The 25865-nt window shown below is 45.0% G+C and carries 25 protein-coding genes; 9 read left to right on the top strand and 16 right to left on the bottom strand.

Features of this window, described 5'->3' with window-relative positions; genetic code table 11:
• Positions 1 to 106: 106 nt before the first annotated feature.
• Positions 107 to 676, bottom strand: coding sequence for an ECF-type riboflavin transporter substrate-binding protein (locus ACFVRY_RS22750; protein WP_387502583.1), 570 nt, complete (start codon positions 674 to 676; stop codon positions 107 to 109).
• A gap of 235 nt (positions 677 to 911) precedes the next feature.
• Positions 912 to 1181: a hypothetical protein gene (locus ACFVRY_RS22745; RefSeq protein ID WP_387502582.1), complete on the bottom strand. Its 270-nt coding sequence runs from the start codon at positions 1179 to 1181 to the stop codon at positions 912 to 914.
• Positions 1182 to 1354: 173 nt separating this feature from the next.
• Between ACFVRY_RS22745 and ACFVRY_RS22740 the strand changes: the two genes are divergently transcribed.
• Positions 1355 to 2458 carry a GIY-YIG nuclease family protein gene (locus ACFVRY_RS22740; RefSeq protein WP_387502581.1) on the top strand — a complete coding sequence of 368 codons (1104 nt, stop codon included), beginning with the start codon at positions 1355 to 1357 and terminating at the stop codon, positions 2456 to 2458.
• Between the two features lie 138 nt (positions 2459 to 2596).
• Here ACFVRY_RS22740 and ACFVRY_RS22735 read toward each other — a convergent pair whose 3' ends face one another.
• The 5 genes from ACFVRY_RS22735 to ACFVRY_RS22715 form a co-directional block, all read right to left on the bottom strand.
• A complete protein-coding gene (locus ACFVRY_RS22735) occupies positions 2597 to 2860 on the bottom strand; it encodes a hypothetical protein (RefSeq protein ID WP_387502580.1) in 264 nt (87 codons plus the stop codon).
• Between the two features lie 174 nt (positions 2861 to 3034).
• Entirely contained in the window at positions 3035 to 3379 is a 345-nt protein-coding gene (locus ACFVRY_RS22730; protein WP_387502579.1) for a zinc ribbon domain-containing protein YjdM, read from the bottom strand.
• 132 nt (positions 3380 to 3511) lie between these two features.
• The gene (locus ACFVRY_RS22725) at positions 3512 to 4204 is read right to left on the bottom strand and encodes an SDR family oxidoreductase (RefSeq protein ID WP_387502717.1); all 693 of its coding nucleotides are present in this window, start codon (positions 4202 to 4204) and stop codon (positions 3512 to 3514) included.
• Between the two features lie 470 nt (positions 4205 to 4674).
• A complete protein-coding gene (locus ACFVRY_RS22720; protein ID WP_387502578.1) occupies positions 4675 to 6105 on the bottom strand; it encodes an aldehyde dehydrogenase family protein in 1431 nt (476 codons plus the stop codon).
• A gap of 174 nt (positions 6106 to 6279) precedes the next feature.
• Positions 6280 to 7461 carry an MFS transporter gene (locus ACFVRY_RS22715; protein WP_387502716.1) on the bottom strand — a complete coding sequence of 394 codons (1182 nt, stop codon included), beginning with the start codon at positions 7459 to 7461 and terminating at the stop codon, positions 6280 to 6282.
• 184 nt (positions 7462 to 7645) lie between these two features.
• Between ACFVRY_RS22715 and ACFVRY_RS22710 the strand changes: the two genes are divergently transcribed.
• The 4 genes from ACFVRY_RS22710 (at position 7646) to ACFVRY_RS22695 (ending at position 10364) form a co-directional block, all read left to right on the top strand.
• Positions 7646 to 8062: a MerR family transcriptional regulator gene (locus ACFVRY_RS22710; RefSeq protein ID WP_387502577.1), complete on the top strand. Its 417-nt coding sequence runs from the start codon at positions 7646 to 7648 to the stop codon at positions 8060 to 8062.
• A 132-nt stretch (positions 8063 to 8194) separates the two neighbouring features.
• The gene (gene tlp / locus ACFVRY_RS22705; RefSeq protein WP_387502576.1) at positions 8195 to 8419 is read left to right on the top strand and encodes a small acid-soluble spore protein Tlp; all 225 of its coding nucleotides are present in this window, start codon (positions 8195 to 8197) and stop codon (positions 8417 to 8419) included.
• Between the two features lie 120 nt (positions 8420 to 8539).
• Positions 8540 to 9586, top strand: coding sequence for a bifunctional transcriptional activator/DNA repair enzyme AdaA (locus ACFVRY_RS22700; protein WP_387502715.1), 1047 nt, complete (start codon positions 8540 to 8542; stop codon positions 9584 to 9586).
• 4 nt (positions 9587 to 9590) lie between these two features.
• Positions 9591 to 10364: an isocitrate lyase/PEP mutase family protein gene (locus ACFVRY_RS22695; RefSeq protein ID WP_387502575.1), complete on the top strand. Its 774-nt coding sequence runs from the start codon at positions 9591 to 9593 to the stop codon at positions 10362 to 10364.
• Positions 10365 to 10387: 23 nt separating this feature from the next.
• Here ACFVRY_RS22695 and ACFVRY_RS22690 read toward each other — a convergent pair whose 3' ends face one another.
• Entirely contained in the window at positions 10388 to 10924 is a 537-nt protein-coding gene (locus ACFVRY_RS22690; RefSeq protein WP_387502574.1) for a hypothetical protein, read from the bottom strand.
• A gap of 96 nt (positions 10925 to 11020) precedes the next feature.
• Between ACFVRY_RS22690 and ACFVRY_RS22685 the strand changes: the two genes are divergently transcribed.
• Positions 11021 to 11935 (top strand): phosphatidate cytidylyltransferase, encoded by a 915-nt coding sequence (locus tag ACFVRY_RS22685; RefSeq protein WP_387502714.1) that lies wholly within the window; start codon positions 11021 to 11023, stop codon positions 11933 to 11935.
• 20 nt (positions 11936 to 11955) lie between these two features.
• Positions 11956 to 12324, top strand: coding sequence for a DUF6886 family protein (locus ACFVRY_RS22680; protein WP_387502713.1), 369 nt, complete (start codon positions 11956 to 11958; stop codon positions 12322 to 12324).
• Here ACFVRY_RS22680 and ACFVRY_RS22675 read toward each other — a convergent pair.
• From ACFVRY_RS22675 to ACFVRY_RS22640, 8 genes are all read right to left on the bottom strand, one after another.
• A complete protein-coding gene (locus tag ACFVRY_RS22675; protein WP_387502573.1) occupies positions 12321 to 13289 on the bottom strand; it encodes a quinone oxidoreductase family protein in 969 nt (322 codons plus the stop codon). The two genes, ACFVRY_RS22680 and ACFVRY_RS22675, sit on opposite strands and share 4 nt — an antisense overlap.
• Positions 13290 to 13321: 32 nt before the next feature.
• Complete coding sequence (locus ACFVRY_RS22670; protein WP_387502572.1) at positions 13322 to 14482, bottom strand: response regulator; 1161 nt, start codon at positions 14480 to 14482, stop codon at positions 13322 to 13324.
• Positions 14479 to 16293 carry a sensor histidine kinase gene (locus ACFVRY_RS22665; protein WP_387502571.1) on the bottom strand — a complete coding sequence of 605 codons (1815 nt, stop codon included), beginning with the start codon at positions 16291 to 16293 and terminating at the stop codon, positions 14479 to 14481. The genes ACFVRY_RS22670 and ACFVRY_RS22665 overlap by 4 nt, the downstream gene beginning before the upstream one ends.
• Positions 16294 to 16416: 123 nt before the next feature.
• A complete protein-coding gene (locus tag ACFVRY_RS22660) occupies positions 16417 to 17181 on the bottom strand; it encodes a glycosyltransferase family 2 protein (protein WP_387502570.1) in 765 nt (254 codons plus the stop codon).
• Between the two features lie 11 nt (positions 17182 to 17192).
• On the bottom strand, positions 17193 to 17936 hold the full coding sequence (locus ACFVRY_RS22655) for a GNAT family N-acetyltransferase (RefSeq protein ID WP_387502569.1): 744 nt from the start codon (positions 17934 to 17936) through the stop codon (positions 17193 to 17195).
• Between the two features lie 44 nt (positions 17937 to 17980).
• Positions 17981 to 20023, bottom strand: coding sequence for a hypothetical protein (locus ACFVRY_RS22650; RefSeq protein ID WP_387502568.1), 2043 nt, complete (start codon positions 20021 to 20023; stop codon positions 17981 to 17983).
• The gene (gene rffA / locus ACFVRY_RS22645; RefSeq protein ID WP_387502567.1) at positions 20023 to 21192 is read right to left on the bottom strand and encodes a dTDP-4-amino-4,6-dideoxygalactose transaminase; all 1170 of its coding nucleotides are present in this window, start codon (positions 21190 to 21192) and stop codon (positions 20023 to 20025) included. Before rffA ends, ACFVRY_RS22650 begins: the two co-directional genes overlap by 1 nt.
• Before the next feature lie 381 nt (positions 21193 to 21573).
• Complete coding sequence (locus ACFVRY_RS22640; protein WP_387502566.1) at positions 21574 to 22008, bottom strand: Lrp/AsnC family transcriptional regulator; 435 nt, start codon at positions 22006 to 22008, stop codon at positions 21574 to 21576.
• Between the two features lie 159 nt (positions 22009 to 22167).
• On the opposite strand from ACFVRY_RS22640, the gene ACFVRY_RS22635 reads away from it, so the two are divergent.
• Together ACFVRY_RS22635 and ACFVRY_RS22630 are read left to right on the top strand one after the other, a co-directional pair.
• On the top strand, positions 22168 to 22635 hold the full coding sequence (locus ACFVRY_RS22635; RefSeq protein ID WP_387502565.1) for a VOC family protein: 468 nt from the start codon (positions 22168 to 22170) through the stop codon (positions 22633 to 22635).
• Positions 22636 to 22750: 115 nt separating this feature from the next.
• On the top strand, positions 22751 to 25861 hold the full coding sequence (locus tag ACFVRY_RS22630) for an ATP-binding protein (RefSeq protein ID WP_387502564.1): 3111 nt from the start codon (positions 22751 to 22753) through the stop codon (positions 25859 to 25861).
• Positions 25862 to 25865 lie beyond the last annotated feature (4 nt).

Here is a 25865-nt window from a genome sequence, read left to right as displayed (position 1 = left end):
ATGACCTTCCTCAGAGTTAGTTTGGCTTAACAGGCAAGGGATTTATGTTTTATGGCAATGGAAAAGCCGGTGATACTCACCGGCCTTTGGTTTGGATTGTAGGGGATTATGCCTGCTTGGTCAAGCTTCCCTTTTTAGTTCTTGTGTTGCTGTAAGCAATAGCGAGCAATGTTCCGATTACCGCTACAGATACAATGTTCAACAATGTGGCTGTTATCCCTTGTGTAAACACCTTGTTGGCCGGTTCTGCGTAAATAAGAATATCTAGGACTGGAGCCACCAGTAACCAGGCTACAACGTTGGCAATAATCTGGGCAATGTTGAAACGAATAATTTCTTTTCTCCCGAACTCCCCATCATGAATGGAAATCTTGCGTACAATCAGTCCAATAATGAGTCCTGCTATCCCGGAAGCAATGACCCAACTAAACCATGGTGATCCATAAAAAATCGCATCCTTTAGGGTATGTCCGATCAAGCCAATCAATAGTCCAGCTGTTGGCCCGTAGAGCAGTGCGAATAGTGCAAGCAGCGCATATGCAGTCTCAATGTTGGTATTCGGGATACCCGTAGGGATGGAACCGAACCTTCCCAGAATAACGAACAATGCCGAACCGATGCCGATCGCCACAATCGTCTTAATTGATAATACCTTTCCCTTTGCCATCTTCTTCATCTCCCCTGTGTTCATAATAATCGTACGCTTGCAACCACACTATGAAGCCATGAAGTAAGCATCTTATGTATGTAATTATTCATTAATTATACATCGGATTAGTGGGTATTTCTATAGCGCATTCTGTACTATTTTAAATAAAAATCAGTTGAATTAGAAGTTATTTCGCAAAAAAACAGCCCTCATTGCTGTAATCAGCATTCGAGGGCTGCATCGGCATGATACATAACTGTTATTAGCTGTTCCGATTATCCAGAGATGACAAGCGATCCTTCTCATCGGCAAGTAACTCCTCGGCCAACTCCGCGCCTTGACCGTTAAATACCCGCTGCGCCTCATGGACCGCTTGTTCCGTATGCTCCAGGCGGTTCTCGGCCTGTTCAACCGTCTGTTCATTCGGATGGCTCAAGGCCTGGGATACGGCATCGTGCAGCTTCTGAACCGATCTAGATGCTTGGGTGACTACGTTGTCTTCTTTCCAACTGGTATCATTGCGATTATTCATGGATGTGTGGTCTCCCTTCTGGCATTCCTGCTATTCCTGTTTAGGATGGATAAGGGAGCAACTTCTTATACATTTTGGATCAGCACATCTCACCGCTTCCCTATTCTTTATGTGCCTTGATCCATCGTCTATACTTGAGCTACAGATGAATCTGAAGACACGGAGGGATACATATGAATCTAACAGAAAAGGTTAAAAACCTCCCTTTAACTCCCGGTGTATATCTAATGAAAGACAGTCTGGGAAATATCATTTATGTCGGTAAGGCCAAGGCCTTGAAGAGGCGGGTCCAGTCTTATTTTCAAGACTCCAAATCGCATTCGCCCAAGGTGAAACGTCTCGTCAAAAACATTAAGGATTTGGACTATACACTGACGGATACCGAATTTGAAGCCTTTATGCTGGAATGCAAATTAATCAAGGAGATCAAACCGCCTTATAATAAAAAAATGAAAAATCCCCTCGCCTACACCTATATTGTGATCCGAACCGACGGTAACAGGCGGAGGATTGAAGTATCCTATGACCCCGGGGACGGTGTCAAACAAGGCGATCGACGATTACTGTTTGGCCCTTACACAAGCAGAAACACTGTAGAGCGGGCGGTACAGGGAGTGCTCGAAAGTTACAGCATTCTTTGCAGCAATCCCCCTTCCACAAAAGCTTCGCTCTGCCTCAACCACTCCCTAGGCTTGTGTATTGGGATGTGCGCTGGCGGGGAATCCCTGGCGGTATACAACGGCATTATGGACCGCATTGTTGCTCTCTTGGACGGGACAGATATAAGTGTTCTGGAAGGAATGGAACAACGGATGGCCGCAGCCGCAGAGAATTATAATTACGAAGTAGCGGCTAAATACCGCGATTCTATTGGTGCGGTGCGCTCCCTTCTCCAGAAAGAGAAGGTCATTGAATTTGCGGGGGCAAATCAGCGGATCGCGATGGTTGAACCCATTAACAACCAGACACTCAAGCTATTGTTGCTGCAGGGCAACCGTATTCTTTTTCAAACCAAGCTTGAATCAGAGTATTTTAGGAATGCCAGTTTGAAGGCAAAGATCACGACAATCATTAGGGACAACTTCCGAAAAAGTCCACTTCAACGATCGGGAGACATCAGCAGGCATGAGATTGACGAGGCTCAGATTATATATAGTTATCTTAAGAGTAGCTCGTGTAGCCATATAATTATCCGTGACGAGTGGCTTAACCCTGAGAATGAGGCAATAATGGACGAATCTGTCGGTGAGATGCTGCTAAAATGTTACTCCTCCTAAAAAACAACCAGCCTCCTTCATCCAGGATAGGGAAGCGCCCGTGTCTGTTGAGACAGGCGGTACCCCCGGAGCGGTGGCTGGTTCTTTTAATGTTTTTTTGAAAAGAACGCTCGATTGCCTCAGTGGCTATTCAGCAGTTTAAAGGTTTCTTGCCCGATGCGGCTTGCTGTAATGACTGACGCCACCAGAGCCTACCAAGACACGGCCGCCCTTATTAAAGATGAGTAATTTACTTGAACCGTTAGTCAGAAGTACGGTCACCTTCGCCTTATCTTTCGTGGCAATATAAATCACATAACCGCTGCTAGAAATAATAGTCCTCCAGTTCCTATCGAACTCAGACCGCGCTACTCTGTTGGAATATACCTGGTTCTCTAGCCGCGCCGGTTGTGCTTTTGTCATGGACTCTCCATCCCTTCCCTATCAAAGCTAAGTCTTACCGTACCTTATTCACTCGTCCCTTATTGAGCGTGTACGAATTTACCGGAGTCTTCGTCCAACCCTCAGCGCCCCCTCCGCACATAAAAAAGCACCCTGTTCTCCATGAGGAACAGAATGCTTGCTGCCGAGCGTGAGCTATACTTTCTTCACAAATTCTGATTTCAGCTTCATTGCACCAAAACCGTCGATTTTGCAATCAATATCATGATCGCCTTCCACCAGGCGGATATTCTTGACTCTTGTGCCTATTTTGACAACGAGGGAGCTTCCTTTCACCTTGAGGTCCTTAATCACGGTTACGGTATCGCCATCGCTGAGCACGTTCCCATTGGCATCCTTGATGACCTTCGTTTCTTCGCTGTCATGCTCGGCTTCTGCTCCCGGGGACCATTCGTGGCCACACTCCGGGCAGACCAGCATTCCTCGATCCTCATAGGCGTATTCCGATTGGCATTCCGGGCAGTTTGGTAAAGTAGACATGAATTCTTAGACTCCATTCGATATATTGATAGTCGTACCATACAAGTATAGGGGAAGTTGGGAGAGGGTTCCACTATATATGACACCATCAATGAATATACGATCTACAGCCATCTCCCCCCGCTGCCGGAGTCATCCCCAGAATACCCCGTCAGAGTGTATGATTTGTCCTGTCACCCAGGCGGCCTCATCACTAGCCAAGAATGTAATAAGTCGTGCGGCGTTCTCCTGCTGGCCCAAGCGGCCCATGGGAAATTTTGGAGTAAAGTGTTGTTTGATATCTTCGTTCATCCACCCGGAATCTGTCGGCCCAGGATCAACTGCGTTAACTGTAATGTGCAAGGGTGCCCGTTCCGCAGCCAGAGACACCGTAAAAGCCGATATCGCCCCTTTGGTAGCTACATACGCAAGATTACCCGGCATCGGCCCCTTATCCTGACCGGAGACCAGATTAATAATTCGTCCGCCCTGCTTACCCTCCAGATGGCGGGCGAAGGCTGCGGATAACATACATGTGCCTCTTACGTTTACCCCATAATGGGCATCGAGAATAGCATTTGTTAGACTCCTAAAGTCCACATCCAAGCTATGTGTCTCTAATCGGATAGCCCCCGGCTCAAGCTTGCGAACGATCTCATATAAATACCGTGCTGGCACAACAATGGCACCGTCCTCTTGTTCCATCGGCGAGCTGCTGGTCAGAGAAATTCTGTATTCTATGGTCATGTTTGTATTGCTTGCAGTAAAGATCAGGACATCCTGATCCTTCCGAATACTGACCCCTGACAGGATAGGGATGGGATGATTTCCCGAAACGGCCTCAATATTCTATTAACTAATTCTACCGCAGGAAAATATATCCTTACAATATTTTGAACTGAGCTATGTAAGAGGAACTTAAGGTAAGGCTCGGTCGCCACTGTGGTGGAATATGTGGACATAATACCACCGTGACGATGGGATGCAACTATATTCAGAAGGCTAACCATAACAACAGACAAAAAACTGACCGGCGAAGCCATAGCTCGCACACGGTCAGTTATATTATCCTTTTGGCTGCAAAAAGAGTGTTATTACCTACTGAACTTGCTTGCACCACGCAATCTAATAAATGAAATCCTATACGAAGAGGTGCTATTACTATTGTTCTGTAAAAATTAGCGAAAACGTTATTGTCCGAAGCTCATGACATAGGAGCGCTTACCAATATAGTGCCACCAGAGTTCTATAAGAAAAAGCACCGAAAATAGGGATTTTCCCTTCAAACATTGATTATTTGATAGCTCACCTTGAATTTACACTTGATTGAATCCCAGCAATGCCTTTGGTTCAACGAACTCTTCTAAACCATAGTGACCAGAATCACGCCCGATACCAGACTGTTTGAATCCGCCAAACGGAGCATACGGGTCGTCATGCACACCTTTATTGATGAGCACACGGCCAGCTACAATCTGTGACGCTACGCGGCTGGCACGCTCATGGTCTCCCGAGCTAACATAGGCAGCAAGCCCATAAATCGTATCATTTGCGATGGAGACCGCCTCTTCTTCTGTCTCATATGAGATGACTGATAATACAGGTCCAAATATTTCTTCCCGGGCAATTGTCATATCGTTTTTGACTCCAACGAACACAGTTGGACGGGCGAAATAGCCATGCTCAAAGCCTTCAGCACGACCGAGACCACCAGTAATAAGCTCTGCCCCTTCGTCAATGCCTGCTTGAATATAACGTTGAATAGTATCGAACTGTTTACGGCTTACAACTGGACCAAGTGCTGCATCCGGATCATCAGGATAACCGAGTTTGGTAGCGGAAACCGCCTCAACAAGAAGTTTTTTAGCTTCTTCCAAGCGATTGGCTGGAATGAGGAGCCGCGTACCCGCATGACAAGCTTGTCCGGTGTTGCTGAATGCAATTTGAATGGCCCGCGGAATCGCCTCTTCGAAGTTAGCGTCATCCAGGATAATGTTAGGTGATTTTCCACCCAGCTCAAGAGCAAGTCGTTTTAATGTGGCAGCAGAATCCCTAGCAATCGTCTTACCAACGCCAGTTGATCCCGTGAAGGATATAATTGAAATGTCAGGATTGTTTGAAATTTCGGCTCCAATAACAGCCCCGGTTCCGTTCACGATGTTAATAACACCAGCCGGAATTTCAGCTGCATCCAAACATTCGGCAAGGATTTGCGTTTGCAATGCACTAAGCTCACTTGGCTTCACAACAATGGTATTACCTGTCGCAAGAGCAGGAGCGATTTTACCACAAATATGGGTGTAGTTCGCATTCCACGGAGTAATCGCCCCAACAACACCAAGCGGCTCCATGACTACTTTAGTCTCACCCTTTACACGCTCGAAGTCGAATGACTCCATCGCTTCCTTTGTCAATAGAAAGGCTTTTGCGGAAAATACAGTACGACCACGAGAAGCAGCTACCGGCGAACCGTATTCTTGAACGGCCTCATCGGTTAATTCATCCACTCTCGCCATAACAGCATCGTGAAGTCGTTGTAGCATCTGTCCTCTTTCTGCGATAGACGTCCGCGAGAATGAAGGAAATGCTGCTTTCGCTGCAGCGATTGCATCCCTAATGTCCCGTTCGTCACCCAGCACTACCTTCCCGATAACTTCTTCAGTAACAGGGCTTATAAGCTCCATTGTCTCACGGCCTTGGGATGGTACAAATCGGCCATTGATGTAATGCTTATCTATAACTTTCATTTAAAAACCCTCCTCAGTAGTGGACTGCTTCGCCATTGTAATCCTTAAAGTTCTGTTGAAGTCAAGAAATTATTTTGGGCGACTCATTGCATTAATGTGTACTCCGAAACGGCGGCTTATACTCAAACAATTTTAATAAACTTCATCGGAAATTGTTCTGCTGTTAACACGACTTCACGTTCCTAGAGGATTAGATCTTTTAGTAGTTCTAAATCCCTTGACAGCTGTCCAGAATAAAAGAATCCCCAACACAACAGCAAGTACCAGGAAAACCCCACGGATGGAATTGAGCCTAAAAGCCATCTCAATGCCTTTTGTTACATATGGTGTTATGAACTGTCCAATGTTGGCAAAAGCAGTTAATGAGGACACAGCCAGGGTAACACTTTCAGGTTTTGCTGCTGACGCCACCCGACTGAGAAGAACAGGGTAGGCCAATCCAAATCCAAATCCAATCAAGCCAACACTTGCAGCCACCGCCCACAGTGAGCTCGCCGTACCCATTAGTAAGGCGCCCAGACCGAGAATGAGCACGACGATGGGAACGAATGCTCTAAGAAGTAGATTTTTTAGGCGGGCTCCTGAAATTCCAGCTAAGAAAACAAATGTGAAGGATATTGCTGTCATATAGCCAGAAGTCGCAGAATTTCCATACCCATTATCGATGATGAACGCTGCCAGATTTGTAGGCACGGTATAGTACAGGATCATAAGTGCAGTCGCCGATAAACCAACACTGACAACGCCGATAGAAAGTGAAGCTGCCTTCTTTTTCTGATCCTTTTGAACCGAAGAAGCAGTACGGGAAGGTTTAGTAGCTGGAACAAAAAGTATCACGAGCACTAGCAGTACTAATCCATAAGCGTAGGTGAAGAATACACCCCTCCAGCCAAACGCAGTAATCGTCCCCCCGACCAACAAAAAGAAGGCACCCCCTATGCCATTAATTGCTGTTGTTAATCCATTCATCCTTAGACGCTCATCCCCTACAAAATATTCGGCAATGAGCGCATTCATCGTCGGTGTAAGGAAGCCGATACTAAGCCCCAAAACCCCTCGTAATATTAAAATCCCCACAATAGAGTTCATTGCTGCAGGTCCGACTCCGCCTATGGTGTACAGAATCAAACCAATAACGAGAATTACTTTTTTGGACAGGAAACGGGATAACAGACTAACGATGAGCAATGCGGGAATGATAAAAAAAGAAGGGAAGGTAACGATGGATTGCACAAGTGTCGAGCTCGCATCTGGAAAGTCCATCATCAACAGTTTGACAGCAGGTGCTGCAAGCATTGGGGCCAGTGTGGATGTCACAGCCAACGAAAGGACTGCTGTTTTAAATTTTTTGTTCATTTCCACTTGCTTTGCGAACCCTCCTATTTTCAAGTATTCGATATAACTTCCCAATATCGTAGTGCCATTTTAAACCTTCAATCAAACTTTAAGGCAAGAGAAGTTTTTACCTGATTATTTTAAATATTTGGCACTACCTTAAAGTTAACTTTAAGGTTTACAATGAAGAGGGGTGATATACAAAATGACATTTTTCTCTATAAAAGAAGCTTCTGAGAAATTAGGATGCCCACCTTCAACGATTCGATACTATGAGAAAGAGGGTTTATTACCTAATCTCAAGCGGGATCCGCACGGCAATCGTATGTTTGAGAAGAAAGATCTGGATTGGATGAGACTCATGACTTGCTTACGTCATACAGGAATGCAGGTCACTGATATGAAACGTATTGTGAAACTGGCTTTCGAAGGGGATGAAACGGTTCCGCTTCGAAGAGAAATTTTTGAAAATCACAAAAAAGAGCTCCTAAAACGTCAAAAAGAACTGGATATGGCATTTGAAGCCGTAGACAAAAAGTTGCTAAAGTATGACGAAATTGAAAAGGGACTTATTAAACCAGGTCAAGAGTTCAAGATGGAGGATCATGAAGAACGGATCTAACCTTTGAAATTGTGAACTCAAACATAGACCATCGTCTGTATAGTATTCTATGCATAAAATGAGCCAGCAACGATCAACCTACCTGTTAGCTCCCAAGTCGGGCGCTCCAATGATCAGGAGGCGATCCAAGCAATGGCAAAGCCAGATAATCGGGCAGATAATGTAGAACATTTGCAGCAAAGTATCCAGAATACGCAAGAGAACTTGCAGGAAGCCGAAGGCTACCTGAACGAATTCTCTTCAGAGCTGGACAGCAAAGAACGTAATCAGATTGAGGACAAAAATGCACGCCGCAAAGAAAGTATTCGCAGCTTTAAAGAGGAAGTCAAAGACGAAGCTGCTCATTCCGAGAACTAGCGAAGGGCGCCCGCTGAGGGCGTCTTTTTTCATGCAAAATAGATGCCTGAATTTCGGCGATGTCATCCGCAGGAAGACATTATAATGAGAACAACATTGAAAGGTTAGGACGTGCTGCTATTGTTACCTGCTGAACGATATGAAGAGTATTACAAGGCGCTGCTGGAGAAAAATACGGAATACGAGGGATTGTTCTACGTTGGCGTTAAGACTACAGGGGTATTTTGCCGTCCGACATGCCCTGCCAGAAAGCCCAAGCTGGAGAATTGTGAGTTCTTTGCGAATCCCCAGCAGGCGCTGCTAGCCTCTTATCGACCCTGCCAGCGCTGTCGTCCGCTCTCCCATCCCAATCACGTCCCGGAGATTGTCCGTGTGCTCGTTGAAGCCGTGGAAAGCAACCCGGAGAAACGCTGGACGACACAGGATTTCAGGAACCTCTCAGTCGATGAATCTACGGCTCGGCGTCAATTCAAAAAGCGGTTTGGCATGACCTTTGTGGAATATGCCCGCGCACGCCGTATGGGTCTTGCTCTGAAGAATATTAGGTCGGGCAAGACGGTCATCGACAGTCAGCTGTCCACCGGCTATGAATCTAGCAGCGGCTTCAGGGATGCCTTCTCTCGAATTATGGGGGCTGCCCCTACTCTGCTGGAGGACAGCAAGGTCCTCAAAGCCGCCTGGATCGACACCCGACTTGGACCCATGATGGCCATCGGCAATGATGAAGCCCTGTATCTATTGGAATTCATAGATCGACGGGGCCTAGAACGCGAAGTGGAACGCCTTCGGAAACGGACGAAATCGGCGATTATTCCAGGCGTTACCGCCCCTATTCTCTCGATTGAACGAGAGTTGTCAGAATATTTTGACGGAGAACGGATGACCTTCGACACGCCGCTTGCTCTGCTCGGCTCCCCTTTTCAACAAAGTGTATGGGGCGAGTTAATGAAAATCCCGCCCGGGGAGACACGTTCCTATCTGGACATATCCGTAGCCCTCGGCAAACCGACAGCCTTCCGCGCGGTCGCTCAGGCCAACGGAGCCAATCAGCTGGCCATTGTGATTCCCTGCCACCGTGTCATTAATGCAAACGGGGAGATGGGTGGATATGGCGGCGGTCTGACACGTAAAAATTGGCTGCTCCATCATGAGCAGGGAGGAGAATAAGGATATGAATACCCAACATGAACAAGCGTTCCAACTTCACCAATTGCATACCAAAGGAGACCCCTTGGTGCTTATTAATATTTGGGATGCGGGGAGTGCACAGGCAGTTCAATCCATCGGAGCCAAGGCCATTGCGACTGGCAGTTGGTCTGTAGCTGCGGCACACGGATATGAGGACGGCGAGACGTTGCCTTTTCCACTCGTATTGGAGAATTTGAAGCGTATTAAAGAGAACGTGGATCTTCCTGTAACCATTGATATTGAAGGGGGATATGGGCTAAATCCGGACGAAGTTAAGGTAAATGTAGGGTTAGTTATTGAAAACGGAGCTGTGGGGATTAACTTGGAGGATCAGCGGATTGGTGAAGAAGGTCTCTATACGATCCCGGATCAAAGTCTGCGCATTTCTGCTGCCCGTGCAGCAGGCGAACAGGCTGGGCTACCACTTTTTATTAACGCCAGAACGGATATTTTCTTTCAAACGGCTGCCGGGCAGCACGCATCCTGTATTGAACAGACCCTCAGCCGTGCACACGCATATGCAGAAGCCGGGGCCAATGGTATTTTTGTTCCGGGGTTAAGCGATGCTAGACTGATAGAAGTTCTATGTAGTCAATCACCACTTCCGGTGAACGTTATGGTAACCTCGCATACCCCGTCCCTCGGGCAGCTTGCCGAACTGGGCGTGGCGCGTATCAGCTACGGTCCTCTACCTTATATTGAGGCCATGAATTCATTAAAAGAAGTAGGTCTTGCTGCATTATCTCTAGGGAATTAAGCTACAGCCCTATAGAATATCGCTTATTTCACGTACTCGCTCAATCTTCCCTCATAAATCAACTGCAGCCTGTCACTCTGCCGAAAATCATCCGGTGTCACGAGTGCAGGCAGCTTGTTCCACAGCTTGATGCCGGAACGCTCCAGAATCTCCGCGACAAATTGGGAGCAGAAATAGGAGTTACTGAACTCGACAGGCTCTTTAAGGGCGATACCAATTACACCGAGAAGATTATAAAGGTACTTTTGGCGGCTGCGGATAAAGATATGCAGAACCCGCTTCATTTTCTCCACTTCCCGCTCCGTTACCTGCAATTCATAGATCACGCACGTCGTATTGGGATACTTGCTGTACGTGCCTGTCTGAATATCCTCCCTCACGAATCCCCCGTTCAGCGGATTGTTCGGATTCTTTCGCCCGAAGCTGTACATCTCCGAAAGCTCGCGGTCAAATGAAATCGAAGCGTGGTTATACGGCGCTTTGGTGTAGGTCTGAATCATTTTCGTAAAAAGCGTTCCGGTATTCGTAAGCAAGATAAAAACCGACTGATCTGCAACCATTGACGAAATTTCCCCTTATCAAGATTGGACTATTCCTTCATAATAACATAGGAACCCTTTAATGGAATCCTACCTCATGACAAGTTGGTGATTGCCCTGGATAGAAGCTACTTAACGTTAGTTCTTATTTTGGCAGCTCTATGTGCCATTCAACTCATCTATTATGTAATAAGCAAAGTTCAGCCGAACAAGGACTACGCCCCCATCGGAAACCGCATCAAGACCTGGTGGGGCATGGTGTTCATCTTCTGCCTTGCTACCCTGTTCAATTCCGTGGTGTCCCTAATCTCACTGATGGTGCTGAGCTTCTTCGCACTGAAGGAATACTTCTCCATGATCAAGTCGAGAAAAGCGGACCGCAGGCTATTTCTGTGGGCATACTTGTCGATTCCGCTGCAATTCTACTGGATCTATATCGAATGGTACGGGATGTTCATCGTCTTTATCCCTGTCTATGTATTCTTGCTGCTGCCGCTTCCCCGGATGATTAACAAAGGGACGGTTGGATTTCTGCGCAGTGTCAGCTCGACCCAGTGGGGTCTTATGCTGATGGTGTTCGGACTTAGCCATCTGGCGTATTTCCAGTTCGCTACCCCCGAGTACGGGGCGGGACTCGTACTGTTTCTGGTTGTACTGACACAACTTAATGATGTGGTGCATCACCTGGCCTCGATCTATTTTGGCAAAAGAAAAGTGGTCCCCACCGCCAATCCCTATCTGACCTGGGAAGGCTTCGCCTGCGCGTTTGTGGTTACCACGACGGTATCGTATCTGATCTATCCTTATCTGACACCGCTTACCCCAATTTTCGGGATCTTCTCCGGGATGTTGATCAGCCTTAGCGGCTTCATCGGCAGCTTGACCGTGTCCGTGCTAAAGCGCGATCTGCTGATCGGCGATGATGGCAAATTTGAGGCCTTGAAAAAAAGCTACTTGAGCCGGGTCGACAGCCTTACCTACACCTCGCCGGTATTATTCCATGTCATTCGTTATTTTTTTGACTTTATGTAGGAGAGGGAGACTGCCCCAGAATTGTCCTGCGAAAGACGGCCGCCGCAAGTGGTGCCCAGAATGGCAACCTTTTCGCAGGCACTACAGCCACAACCATCATCACGGTTGAAAGCGACTGGTATGCAGCCATAAAGAACACTACGCTTTATAGATACGTTTTCCCACGGCAAAGCTTTGAGCTGTTTGACCAAACCGCAGGATATTATACCTCCACACACGCCATAGAACCTCTTCGAGTAGAAGCTATAGATCATCTGGTAGACCGGATCTTAGCCACGGGTGCCGAGCTGCGATTCACGGACAACCTTCATCCCTTACAGGAAGCCATTCTGGCCTCCGGTTATTCAGATTTCGGAACTCATCGGTTCGTTAATGCGAGGGCCTATTAAGGAATCAACAAAATCTTTCCCGTACTGCTTCTGCTCTCTAACAACCGATGTGCCTCAGCACCATCGCGGAGCGGGAACGACTTCGGTTCCTCCATCTTTAGATGTCCCTGTCTTATCGCTTCAAAAAGCTTCTCTGAGCGCTCGATCCGGTTGGTACGTGTAACGATATGGTTCCAGAGATCGCCTCCGGTCAAGGTTTTGGAGGTATCCATAAGCATGCGGGGATCAATGTGGGGCGGATTGCCGCCGGCCATTCCATAGAATACGACTGAACCTTTGATTTTCGTTGTTTTGAAGCTATCCATTAAAGTGGAACCTACTGAATCATAGACTGCGTTCACGCCTTGACCGTTATTGGACCAACGAATCGCCGCGCTCGCCCAGTCGCCGTCATACAGCAACACTTCGTCTGCACCGGCAGAGAGCGCAGCTTCACGCTTCGCAGGGGAAGAAGTCAGGCCGAGAACTCTGGCTCCTTTGGCCTTAGCCAACTGTGTCAGAAGCTGCCCCACTCCTCCTGCCGCTGCATGAATCACAATCTCGTCGCCTGGCTGAACTGAATAGCTATCATTCACCAAATAATGTGCCGTCAGACCTTGCAGCAGCAGTGCAGCTGATTGTTCAAAGGTGATGTCGTCCGGCAGTGGAATGATATGACCCAGCGCCACCTTCACCAGTTCAGCATTCGCATACGGAACATCGGCAAATGCAACCCGGTCTCCAATTTTCACCGTCTTCACATCTTCCGCAACCCGCTCCACGATGCCTGCTCCCTCGTATCCTAAAATGTAGGGTGCCTGACCCGCCAAGTGATAATCACCCCGTCTGCGATAAATATCAGCGAAGTTTAATCCAATCGCCTTCATTCTGACCCATACTGTCCCTGGCTCCAGCTCCGGATCAGGAAGATCTGCATAACGCAGTACCTCCGGACCGCCAAAATGCTCAAAAATTAATGCTTTCATAAATAACCCTCCGGTTCTATAATCACTTAAACCTATATTTCACTATAAAATGAATGCAATGATTCCAATGGAGATAGCAACTGCTCATATAGCAGTACCATGTCTGGCGAGGGGGTAGCCCCCACCTCTCGCAACAGTAGCTCCGTGAAGTTAGAGAACCGTCGGGTCAAACCCTCTTTATTTTTCTGCAAAGCCAGGGCCTGCAAATGAAGCTTAACGGTCTCTTCATCCAATTCATTGTGGGTAGCCAGCCTATTGAGAATGGGAATAGCCGTCAAGAAATCCTCCCGAAACAACAATACTCTACATAAGCGTTGAGCAAACTGAACATACATCAGCGAATAGCGCTCGATCTCACTTAAGGCCCAAGGGTAGCCATAACTTCCGAATAAGTCACCAAGATAGAGCCGCTCTAGCCCAATTGCATCCCCAAGATTTGACTCGTCTATAACCGTCATCTGCATACATCCTTCTTCAAACCGAAACAGATCGACATCAGTTGAGGGCAGATTCAAAGCATAATGATTGCCATCCGAAAACAAAGCACCCTTCAGACCATTCTCTCCAAGCAGCTTGCGCAGTTGATAAGCGGTGGTATTTAAATAGGTCTCTGCGTTCTTGAGCGGCATCTCCCTGAATATATCCTCGATCAGCTTAGAGCGGGAGACCAGACTCCCATGATGCAGTAATAAGTATCCGCATAATTCTGCACTTTTACTGGTCTTCCATTTAAGCATGCGGTTCTGCCCATCCTTCATCTCCATTCTTCCCAGACAATTGATCTGTACATGAACTGAAGGATCTGCCAGTGATTCTGACGAATTCTGCTCTTGCTTGGCCTCAGCCAAGGCCCTTTGAACCGTTCGCTGTATCCGCTCCAGTACAACAGGCTTCACGATATAATCATAGGCATAGACATCAAAAGCGGACAAGGCATATTCGGTATGAGACGTCACGAACACCAGCTTGATCTTGCTACCCCTATCTCTTAACCGCTGAGCGAACATCAGCCCGCTCTCTTGCGGCATATGGATGTCCATAAAGACGATATCCGCATCATAGTCGTTCAAATACTCTTCGGCCGCAGTTGTATTCAGGAAGGCTCCCACAACATCGGCCTCACCGATTTTGTTCAACATTCGTTTCATAATTAAATGCATCGCTTTTTCATCATCGATGAGTACGATCTTCATTCAGCAACCCTCCTTCCATACGAATCAAAGGCTATATTTGAATTTATATTAGAGACTCCTGGAGGAAGTGGAATGGTGAAATAGAATGTGCTTCCTTCGGCGGGATTACTGTCAAACCAGATCTCCCCCCCGTTTAATCGTACAAATTCTCTGCAGATCGCAAGCCCTAAACCGATGCCTTGTTCTCCAGCTGTACCCGCCGTAGAGGCTGAATAGTCTGACTGTAATAAGGTTTGGGCCATATCCTCCCGTACGCCCACGCCCGTGTCGCTTACTGCAACAATCATTTTCCCATCCGAACGTTCAGCCCGCACCGTAATGCTACCTCCGGAATCCGTAAATTTAACAGCGTTGGAGAGTAGATTGCGAACGATTAAATTCAACATTTCCTTGTCTACGTAGACCCACGTATTGGGGGGAACCTCAGACACCATCACAATTCCTTTGCCCTCGCTGCGAACCTGCAGGAGATGTAGACTCATCTGTACAGCATCGAACAAATCGTGGGCGTCAGGGCTCAGAATCATGCCTCCTTGGTGTTTCCCGAACCAACCTAGCAGATTCTCTGCCAAGGTGAGCGTTTTTCGTAACTGCTGACCCATTTCATGAACAATCTCTTCGTGGCCCTCACCACGAGCAGGCAGCTCCTCTTCCATGATCTCCATTAGGTTCAATAGTATCGCCAGTGGGTCACGGATATCATGAGCTACCACACTGAATAATTCATCCTTGAGTGTATTCAGCTCTTGCAGCTGTCTGGCGTTATTAATCAGCCTTTCCTCCGATCGTACGACATCTGTTGCATCACTAAGCAAAAGCATTTTACCTGTCGGCCTTGACCGGCTGTCGTTAATGTATAACATTTGAGCTTGATAGACCCGATCATTATTCCCAAATAGAATCTTGTTCTCCGGAACAGGCTCCTTAAGAATCGTGTCCAGCAGTGTAGGATATGGGGAAAATACGTTCTCTGCCGGCTGACCTATACCAGTTCTGTTATCAAGACCCCTGATCATTCGGCTTGCCGAACGGTTGAATTCAGAGATGTTATGATCCAGATCGAATACCACAACGGCATCTTGTATCGACTCGAAGACCTTCTGCTGTGCAAGTGGAGAGAACCTGAGCATATTGAATTGATAAATACCAAGCAGATAAAATAAACCAGAAATCAGAAAGCCGAACGGTGATATATCTATAGGGGTCTTCAGAATTCCACTAATATTAATCAGCGTGAACCCGAATGGCCCGCATGATCCAATCATCATGAAAATAATTTGCTGCTTCATCCGGGAAGGCGATCTGAGGTACATTTGGATTAGCAGTCCCATTCCGAAGAAGAAAAAAAAGAAGGAATAAACAATATTGAAGTAAAATAAGGGGCCGTGATCCAAACGAAGAAGAGAAATTCCATCCAAATCATCAATAGACATGCTTCTATAGAATAAATGATGCCACTCGTTGGTGTTATAGACGATGAGCATAAACACTGGAACAACCATCAATAGAGCGACGGTCCATTTACGGACATACGCTTGCCGTCCCGTATATTGCAGCACCATAATCATCCACAGTGTCGGAGCAAAGGGAATGCCGATATACTCGATTCGGAGCCAGAACAGGATATCCTTCAGATTCTCACCGACAAGTTCAAAGGCATACCCAAAAGTATAGAATGCACCTGCCAAAACTCCCAGTCCATAGCTTACTGCTATCGGAAGCTGTCTTCTTCTCCAAGAAAGATAGACTAGAATCAAAGAACACACGGTTGCAGCCATTAAGATTTCAGATAAATAGAGGTTGAACTTCATAGATGTGTGACTCCTGTGCGAAATGTCCTTGTATCCTTAAGCTTCATAATAACAAAAAACTGCAGCCAATGGCTGCAGTTTCGGAGATAAACTTACTATTTAAATTGGAAATGTTTTAAATATTTAAAGCAATGAAAGTACTCCCGAAATCAATAAATAAATAACACCCCCTGCTATAAGGGAAAGGGATACGTATAATAGGACCCTGGTTAATCTAGTCGTCAGATAAGGCAACACATTGAACCAATATTTTAAAAGCTTAAATAATGTGTAATTAGATTTTCCATTTTTCCTAATTTTATGCTCTGTAGGTGTATTCACAATGCTTTTGGTGATTTGAAATATTAATCCGTGTATATTGGCATTAGGGACTGATTTCTTAAGGATCTCTGCTGATATGAACTTTTTCATGATTAAAAAATTGCTGAAATAGATCCTTTTCTCTGAACGTAATAACCAATTGATCACAAGATTGTTAAGATGCGATATGAATCTCCGGAATATAGTTTGGTTATATGTTATTCTTTGTCCAATAACAACGTCAAAGCCTTCATGAATCTTGTTGATTAGCTTAATAAGCTCCTCAGGAGGGTTTTGCATATCATCGTCCATTAGGGCAATATAATCTCCCTGAGCTATATTCAGCCCCTTTAAAATAGCAGCCTGTTGACCATGATTTCTCTCTAGATCCAGTAGTATAACATTTGAATTTTGTCTGGCTAACAATAAACATATTTCGTTGCTACGGTCAACGCTCCCATCATTCACTAAGATTATTTCCATTTCAAATGAGCCAGTATATTGCCTGAGCAGGTTTTCTACAACAACGCTTATCGAATCCTGTGAGTTATAAACAGGTATCACAACGGAAAGTTCAATATGTCTCATGATCAATCATCCTAATACTCGAAATTCGCTTTTCTTAGAATATAATGCATATTCTTACTTTCAAATCCCAAGTTTAAATTAGCACGTAAAGCTTCCAGATTATTTGAAGATACGCGAGTAACGATTTTAGAATAACCTTCTTTTTTTGCCCAATTGAAGGCAGTTTCTAGCACAATCAAACCCAAACCCCGATTTCGATATTTTTTATATACTGAAGCCAAAGCCCCGTATATTGTAGTGTCATCTAATGGAGAACTATAAAAGAATCCAATATCTCGAGATTTCAGTTCCACTTCATAGATCGCAGCATTTCCGGTGTGAAAGGCATCGGTAAGCCAATTAAGATATCGATTATGAGCTGTTGTCGTTCCTAGTAAAGGATCTAGCGATACTCTATCCGTAATAAATAAGTCATCGTCTATTCGCGATAGAAGAGCGTTTAATTGATCTAATGTGGTCACCTGTTTATATTGCGTTTGATCTGATAGTTTTTTTACGTAACTGGAAGCTTTCGTATGTTTATTGAGATTATAGGATAATTCAATTTGAGTCTCCATAAATCTAAATCCACGATCTTCAAGAGAATGAACAAGATCCAATCGTCCTTTTGGAATTTTTGTAACGATGTAGTCATAGGTTTCAAAATCACTAGAGAGAATATTCAAGCAATCTGTTGTATCCTTGTCATCAAATTCCACCTCTAAGACAGTCTTATCTAAATTTCTCAATTCCCAGAATGCATCTACCTTTTTCATTGTTCACCTCATGCCCGATTACGTATTTTAAATAGTCGCTACTCTTAAAAAGTATAAACTTTGTATCCATTTTGCTGATATACAAGCTGGTTGGCCATCCTGAGAGGCCAATTCATTGGATCATCCGGATATGCGAGGAACCAGCGTATTTCATTATTTTTAAAATAGCTAATAATAGCTTCACTATCGGTCATTTTTTTGACGTTGTTTAATTCTTCAACTCGGCTCGATTGTACAGGGGAATCTACGTTTTTATAGAGTGATACAAAAATTTGTTGTTCCGATAAAGCAGATACTATAAGTTGGGGATCATAATGCGAGTCTTGAATGACCGCCCCCTTCTTACCATGCTCACGCACATATTGCAAGGCCTCGATAAGCCCATTTGGGTATGTGGTGTTAGTATAAGCTTTGCCCCACGCTGGTCCATTCTGAACATCTTTTCCAAGTCTCCATGGGACTATGAGGAGAATCAAGAGGAGAACTGCCAAAGCATATTTTGGAAATTTATATATATTTAAATGTTTTTGACACCAGTGACCGATCGAACCAAACACCCATATACAAACGAGATAATAAGCCCACACTAGCGGTCGATGCATTAATTCTTCCGGATTCCCAATATGATGCGCATCATAGGCTATGCTTAAAGATGTAACTACATAATTGGAAATCACTAAAAGTGGAAGTAGCAGTAGGCTTGGTGAAGTTGTTTTACGCACGGCCGCAGCTATTACAAAGTATAGTACACCCAATACACCTAAGGTCCCTATAAATAACATCAGAGCCATCAAGCTGTACCAGTAAGCGGAATCTACCAGGGAGTGGCCTGGTGTGATACTCGTGATAAATAGCTTCTTCATCCACAAGTGTTCAAATTGATCAATCGTTATTTGGCTATATTCTTTGGCGGCACTACCATCATAATGCATCAAAGGGATAGTCTTAATCTGCTGTGTAAAGTTAACAACTAAAAAATAAATAATAATAGAGAGAGAAGACCAAAGAATTCTTATTCGGACTGATAAGTTTGAAAAGAATAAAGCGGGAAAGATCCAGATTACGAAAGCATTTGCAAAAAAGATATGGAATTTATAGATAACACACAATAAGGTAAGAACATAGCTTATGATTACAAGTGATTTGCGACCTTCTTTGCACCCATGAAGCATGAACGTCCAGGCAAGAGCCATTAACGAAACACCGTATAAACCACCCGGAGCAATTTGTTGTAGCCAATGGTAACTTAACCAAGCATTATGAAACCCAATTTCTGCAGTATCGGGAATAAGGAGAATGCCGATAACGGCTGCGATACCCGCCCAGCGGCCCCAAAATGAAGTTATCAGTGCATATGCTGCCATTCCAGAAAGAACTAAGCCCAAAGGTGTTAAAAAACTATTAAAAGCTTGATAGGCACTCGTTGGAGTAAAAGAACATAATTCGGCAGGAAAAAGGTACATAGCAAAATGATAAAAGGGCATCGGTTGATTTGCTAAAAATAAATGCTGAATAGAGCTGAACCCCTGAGAGTTCGTAATGGAACTAATCACACTAGTATGAAAAAAGCTATCAGTCCATGGTTTTAAGGTAGTCATACCCTCCGATTGTTGTACCGCATGAACAGAAGATTGTATCCATAGAGAGACGGCAACCAAAATGATAATTAGAGCAATAAAGCTTAACTTGCTTGACTCAGTATGTGTAGGAGTTTCAGCAATATGAGCTGGGCTTCTTTTTAATATAGTAAGCAAGATAACCCCAAAACAGAGGATCATAAGATCTGTTTTTATATTTAAGGGAAGAGTGTATAGCATTAACACAAGGATTGTATTGATAGCAAAGAAGCCGGTTAAGAAATATAAATTAAAATCGAAAATTTTTCTAAAGTGAAACGGTAATAGCTTAAGAAGAATCAGTCTACCGGTTAGCCAAAAAAGAAGGGAAATTACTGTGAAGAAAAAAAAGGACTGAAAATAAAATCTTTCAACCGCCATTACATTCCAAAGAGTGAAGGCTAACGTACAAATCAGTATAGATAGGAATTCCCACTTAAGCATTAACAGTCTTGAAGGGATCTTTAGCATTAGATTATCCCTCCCACAGGTAAACTGTTCGATCTACAATCCTTGGCTGCATCTGATATCAGGCCGATGATATATTGTTGCTCCGAACCACTTAGGGAATAGTACATGGGTAATCTCATTAGAGTCTTACTTGTTCGCTCTGTTAGGGGGAAACGCTCAAAAGGGGGACACCATTGTTGTCCCATTTGTGATAGATGTAAAGGAATGTAGTGCGTTGCTGCTGTAACACCATATTTTTTTAAATAAGCCATGGCTTTGTTCCGTTCTTCCTCTGAGTTAAAGATAATATAAAACATGTGATAATTGGGCGTGCAATGGGTAGGGATTGAAGGTAGACGCAACAGACCTTCTTCTTGCAAGTGTTCTAAACCGTTATAATATAATTCAAACATTCTTTTTCTGTTCTGATTGATTTCCTCCCACATTTCTAGCTGACCATACAAAAAGGCCGCCAGGATCTCTGACAGAAGGTAGCTGGAACCAATATCTACCCAAGAATATTTGTCGACTTCTTTTCTTACAAAGGAAGTTCTGTTGGTTCCCTTTTCCCTTATAATTTCTGCTCTTTTGATGAATTTTCCGTTGTTGATAACCAAAGCTCCGCCCTCACCACAGAAATAGTTCTTGGTTTCATGAAAACTATAGGTTCCTAAATCACCAATAGTACCTAAATATTGATCTTTATATTTTGCTGTCATCGCTTGAGCAGCATCCTCTACTACATAAAGGTTATAACGACGTGCAATTTCCATAATGATGTCCATCTCACATGCCACACCGGCATAGTGCATAACAAAAATGGCTTTAGTCCTTGAGGTGATTTTTTCTTCTATTTTATGCTCATCGATATTTAACGTATCTTCTCTGATGTCGACAAAAATAGGTATACCACCTTGAAGAACGAAAGCATTGACCGTAGAACTAAAGGTATATGATGGGACAATAATCTCATCCCCTGGTTTTATATTGAGTAGTAGAACAGCCATTTCAAGCGCATGTGTACAAGAGGTAGTTAATAAGGTGTGGTTGGCGTGAAAATGATTCTCGATAAAAAATTTGCATTTTTCAGTGAAGGGACCGTCTCCGGATAACTTACCACTATTAGCCGCCATTAATATGTAGTCATTTTCTTTCCCTACAGGCTGGGAAACATTAAATGGGATTCTCATCTGAACTACCTTTCCATTTAGAGCATTTATTTTAAAACCACTGAGCTAAGCCGATTAAACCACTAAACATAATATACGGTCCCAGTGGTCAGCACATACACGGCGTTTTATACTGAATTTCGTTTGAGCCGTAGGTAGGTAGGAGCCACCGATAGTAGGCAGCCACTACCCTAGATGCCTGAGGTTCAGAGCCCAGCTTACGCTTCTGTCAGTAATCTAGAACAGTGCCCCTTCCAAATATCTTAATGCATATTGGACAGGATAATTCAGCGCAGTTCTACCTAAAATTATTATACATTATACCCCTCGCCAATGACGGGAAAATGATGGGAGAAGCGCTCTCAAAAAAAGAAATAGAAAGAATCCTTCTGTTAGATTCAGTTAAAGCAGGATTCGGTTCTCTAAAATATTTTTTAGACTGATATGCGACTTGGAGGGTCCCAGCTTGATTAGTGAATCTTGAAACTCAGCCAGTTCTTCCACCGATGCGGTCTGAACCTTCAACAAATAGTTATATTCCCCACTGATGCGGAACAGATCAGTCACTTCCCTGGCTCCGGTGCAAAAATCCACAAGTTCCTGGCAATGCTCAGTCTTCAAAAGGATAAATGTAGTCGTACCCCGGTTCAGTTCGCGCAATTCAAAGGACGCTGTGTACCCGGAGATGATATTCCTCTCTTCCAATTTCACAATTCTTTCCTTCACAGACGGTTGGGACATGGATACCTCTTTGCTGATTTGAGAAATGGGCATTCTCGCATTGTACTGTAACAGTTGCATGATCTTTTTATCAATTTCATCAACGATATGTTCCATATGTGGGACCTCCAGGTCAGGGCTATTATAATAATTCTTATCAGCTATAATACCTTATATTTAGTAACTACTACACCAGAAAATACTTATTCTACACATGTATTCTGTGTCTTGAATTCACTATAATCTAACTCATCTTATGAATTGGAGTGATGATAGATGAGCATCAAAGGACTTGCCCATGTGGCTATTCAAGCCAAGGATTATACAGCAACTATCGCCTTTTATACAGAGGTGCTAGGATTCCAGGTGGGGCATCATTGGAGTCTGCCAGCCTTTCAGCTCAAAGAAGCTTCCATGCTGATCTCTCCGGATCAACGGACATGTATCGAGGTTTTTGACAACGAAGCCGTCATTCCCGCCCAAGGCAAAAAAGCAACCTCCGAAGAAGAGATCGCTCATGGTGCATTGCTGCATTTTGCATTCTATGTGGAGAATGTGGAGGCCATCTATCAAAAAGCCCTGGCTCATGGCGCAAAGGCTTATGTAGAAACGGGTGTCCTCTCGCTTGGTGAACCACCCCTCATCGTGAAAAACGCGGTCATTCATAGCCCCAACGGAGAGATCATCGAATTTTTGGAGGACGTTGACTTCAGTCCAGCTCGGCACGGGAAAATAAATTCCTGATCTGTTCGTCATCTGATTAAATCATCAGCCATTCCCATTCTTTTTTCACCATCAGTTCGCATAATCGTTTGGGGAAATAGGTCCGCTATATCGAATTCTTGTTATAATGATGTACATGAGAAAGAATACCGTTCTGAAAAATATAGCCACTATTCTAATATTTATCACCGTTCTCTTTGGTCTGCGATTGGCCTGGTTGAGTATCTTTACGACGTCCGAATCTCCTCCTGTGGTCAATGGCGTACTGGATCTGCGCGGCCAAGACCTCGAGAAGGCGGACCTTTTCAAGCTGAATGGTGAATGGAAGTTCTATCCTTCCAAGTTCGTCCACCATAAGGACATTGCGGCACTTCAAGATCAATCACATACGCTTAAGGTCCCGGGAGACTGGAGCGAGGCGCTGGCGAATAGACAGGGTTCTTCTTATGGTTACGGAACCTATCAATTACGCATTCTGGTTGATCCGCTGCGTCAGCCCGTTTCTTTGTGGATCAAACAAATTCAATCCTCGTCCGCGGTGGAAATCAACGGGGTCGATTCGGCCCATGCCGGTAACCTTTCTATATCGGATACGGCGTACAAGCCCAAAACGAACTCTTACGCTGCCCCCTACTTTGCAGAAGGCACAACAGAAATTGAAGTGCTTATTCGTGGAGCAAACTTTGATCATCCTTACAAGGGCGGCATAGAAGGCCCGGTTTTCTTTGGCAGTCAGAACAAAGTGGACAGCGTGCGCTTTATTTCTATGGGGTTTCAAACTCTTACAGTGATTATCTTGCTGCTGCATGTCTTGTATGTCTTTATTCTCTACTTGTTTAGTCCTGAAGAACGGGTCTTGCTTCTTGTTGGGCTAATGACGTTATCCGTAGCAGTGATCATTCTGTTCCGTAATGACAGCGTGCTTTTTCTATTAACGCCGTTCAATTACACATGGACCTTAAAGATCCGATTAATCTCTTCCATGTGGCAGCTCTTTTTTATCATGCTTGTGTTCAGGAAGTTTATTGCGGCACCTACGAACAACAAATTGGTATACGTGTTCACCGCTGCAATTTCGTTATACACAACATTCTTGCTGGTGTCGCCAGCTCCATGGGTGAGTGAGTCCATCCACTTAGGCGTGTTTAACTTCTTTCTTTTTTCACCATTTGTCTGGCTCATCTATATCATGGGAATTATGCTCTTCAGAAAGCAGAAGGACAAGGATGTTGTCTTCATGCTGCTATCGGCAGCCGGTATTATTTCTAATCTGCTCTGGAACATATGGGGCTCCGTACTCGTCTACTATCCGATAGATATCATTGCCGCGATTGTGGGCTTCTCTGCCTATTGGTTCAAGAAATACTTTCAGAATGCTAAGGAAAATGCCCAGCTCAACGAACAGCTCAAGAAAGCGGACAAGCTAAAGGATCAATTTCTCGCTAATACTTCACATGAGCTGAGAACACCACTGCACGGCATTATGAACATTGCGCAAAACGTGGTCACCAAAGAAAACGAGAAGCTGTACGAGAGCAGCCGAAAGGATATGGAACTGCTGATCACCATCAGCCGCCGTATGTCTCATATGCTTGGCGATCTGCTGGATGTCGCTCGTCTTCAAGAGCATCGCATTACCCTACACCAGGAGCCTTTACAGATCCAATCCGTGGTTCCTGGCGTAATTGGTATGCTTAAATTTATGATTGAAGGCAAGCCGGTGCAATTGACCATGAATCTTCCAGACACCACACCTCCCGTTCTCGCCGATGAGAAACGATTGGTGCAAGTGCTATATAATCTGGTTCACAATGCCCTCAAATACACGGAGGAAGGCATGATCTCTATTTCAACAGAAGTGCAGAATGGGCGGGCGCTAATCCATATCTCGGATACGGGTGTGGGCATGAACAAGGAGACCCAGGCACGGATATTCCTTCCGTATGAGCAAGGCGCTCATGGGATTAGCGATGGAAGAGGGATCGGGCTTGGCCTAAGCATATGCACACAGTTGGTAGAATTGCATGGAGGCACTCTGACAGTTCGCTCCAAGATTGGAAAAGGCTCCGTATTCAGCTTTGATCTGCCCCTTGCGGACTCATTCAGTCAACAGGCGGTCACACCTGCCTCTGCGCTTTACCCGATTACGGATGCGGCTCAGGAGCAATTAGCAGGGTGGATTTTTCCGGAAAATGAATGGAACGGGCTGGAGATCCCTATACAGATTCCGCCTCTGCTGACCAAGAAGAAAATTAACATTCTGGCGGTGGATGATGATCCCGTGAATCTGAATGTACTCATGGGGATTCTTTCGACAGAGCCCTATACCATCACCACAGCAAACTCAGCACGTGAGGTGTTGGAACTTCTGGACAAGGAACAATGGGATCTGCTGATTGCGGATGTAATGATGCCGCACATGTCCGGCTACGAGTTAACACAGAAGGTGCGGGAGCATTACTCCTTATCCGAGCTTCCGGTTCTGCTGCTGACCGCACGTAGTCAGCCCGCCGATATCTACACCGGATTCATGTCCGGGGCTAACGATTATGTCACCAAACCAGTCGATGCGGTCGAGCTCAAATACCGGATTAGAGCGCTCACGGAGCTGAAGCAATCCATCAATGAACGTGTGCGTATAGAAGCTGCTTATCTGCAAGCGCAGATTCATCCACATTTTCTATTCAATACCCTTAATTCGATTATGGCCCTGGGCGATCTCGATACACAAAGGATGCAACAACTGGTGGGGGCGTTCACGTCCTTCTTACGTATCAGCTTTGATTTTCTAAACACAGGAGAATTGGTTGAGCTCTCCCATGAGCTAGAGCTGGTTACAGCTTATTTGCATATCGAACAGGAACGCTTTGGTGATCGATTACAGGTGGAATGGGATGTTGCCCCAGACATCAGTGGCTTGCGTGTACCTCCGCTGTCCATACAGCCACTGGTGGAAAATGCTGTGAAGCATGGGCTGCTCAGCAGGCATAAAGGTGGGACGGTTCGTATTCGGATTTCCCGGTTGGATCACTCCACAGTACTTGAAGTCAACGATAATGGCAGGGGCATGGATCAGGACAGTGTGAGTCAGCTGCTGAGTCCAACCTTGAAAGGGAAGCATGGAATTGGACTCGCGAATACAAATCGGCGATTAGCACAATTGTATGGACAAGGATTGTCCATTGACAGTATGCCCGATGAAGGAACAACGGTGTCGTTTGAGATTCCGGATCATTTTAGTACATAAGGGA

This window comes from Paenibacillus sp. NPDC057934 (assembly GCF_042887565.1).
Lineage (GTDB): Bacteria > Bacillota > Bacilli > Paenibacillales > Paenibacillaceae > Paenibacillus_AQ.
Note: the sequence above shows the minus strand (reverse complement) of the source record. Positions and strands in the feature narration are given on the sequence as shown.

Coding starts and splice junctions, on each gene's coding strand:
- ACFVRY_RS22730 (WP_387502579.1), bottom strand. CDS start 3,379: ATGTCTACTTTACCAAACTGCCCGGAATGCCAATCGGAATACGCCTAT.
- ACFVRY_RS22655 (WP_387502569.1), bottom strand. CDS start 17,936: ATGAAAAAGGTAGATGCATTCTGGGAATTGAGAAATTTAGATAAGACT.
- ACFVRY_RS22710 (WP_387502577.1), top strand. CDS start 7,646: ATGACATTTTTCTCTATAAAAGAAGCTTCTGAGAAATTAGGATGCCCA.
- ACFVRY_RS22675 (WP_387502573.1), bottom strand. CDS start 13,289: ATGAAAGCATTAATTTTTGAGCATTTTGGCGGTCCGGAGGTACTGCGT.
- ACFVRY_RS22735 (WP_387502580.1), bottom strand. CDS start 2,860: ATGACAAAAGCACAACCGGCGCGGCTAGAGAACCAGGTATATTCCAAC.
- rffA (WP_387502567.1), bottom strand. CDS start 21,192: ATGAGAATCCCATTTAATGTTTCCCAGCCTGTAGGGAAAGAAAATGAC.
- ACFVRY_RS22670 (WP_387502572.1), bottom strand. CDS start 14,482: ATGAAGATCGTACTCATCGATGATGAAAAAGCGATGCATTTAATTATG.
- ACFVRY_RS22715 (WP_387502716.1), bottom strand. CDS start 7,461: ATGAACAAAAAATTTAAAACAGCAGTCCTTTCGTTGGCTGTGACATCC.
- ACFVRY_RS22720 (WP_387502578.1), bottom strand. CDS start 6,105: ATGAAAGTTATAGATAAGCATTACATCAATGGCCGATTTGTACCATCC.
- ACFVRY_RS22630 (WP_387502564.1), top strand. CDS start 22,751: ATGAGAAAGAATACCGTTCTGAAAAATATAGCCACTATTCTAATATTT.
- ACFVRY_RS22660 (WP_387502570.1), bottom strand. CDS start 17,181: ATGAGACATATTGAACTTTCCGTTGTGATACCTGTTTATAACTCACAG.
- ACFVRY_RS22745 (WP_387502582.1), bottom strand. CDS start 1,181: ATGAATAATCGCAATGATACCAGTTGGAAAGAAGACAACGTAGTCACC.
- ACFVRY_RS22640 (WP_387502566.1), bottom strand. CDS start 22,008: ATGGAACATATCGTTGATGAAATTGATAAAAAGATCATGCAACTGTTA.
- ACFVRY_RS22635 (WP_387502565.1), top strand. CDS start 22,168: ATGAGCATCAAAGGACTTGCCCATGTGGCTATTCAAGCCAAGGATTAT.
- ACFVRY_RS22650 (WP_387502568.1), bottom strand. CDS start 20,023: ATGCTAAAGATCCCTTCAAGACTGTTAATGCTTAAGTGGGAATTCCTA.
- ACFVRY_RS22740 (WP_387502581.1), top strand. CDS start 1,355: ATGAATCTAACAGAAAAGGTTAAAAACCTCCCTTTAACTCCCGGTGTA.
- ACFVRY_RS22695 (WP_387502575.1), top strand. CDS start 9,591: ATGAATACCCAACATGAACAAGCGTTCCAACTTCACCAATTGCATACC.
- ACFVRY_RS22690 (WP_387502574.1), bottom strand. CDS start 10,924: ATGGTTGCAGATCAGTCGGTTTTTATCTTGCTTACGAATACCGGAACG.
- ACFVRY_RS22665 (WP_387502571.1), bottom strand. CDS start 16,293: ATGAAGTTCAACCTCTATTTATCTGAAATCTTAATGGCTGCAACCGTG.
- ACFVRY_RS22750 (WP_387502583.1), bottom strand. CDS start 676: ATGAAGAAGATGGCAAAGGGAAAGGTATTATCAATTAAGACGATTGTG.
- tlp (WP_387502576.1), top strand. CDS start 8,195: ATGGCAAAGCCAGATAATCGGGCAGATAATGTAGAACATTTGCAGCAA.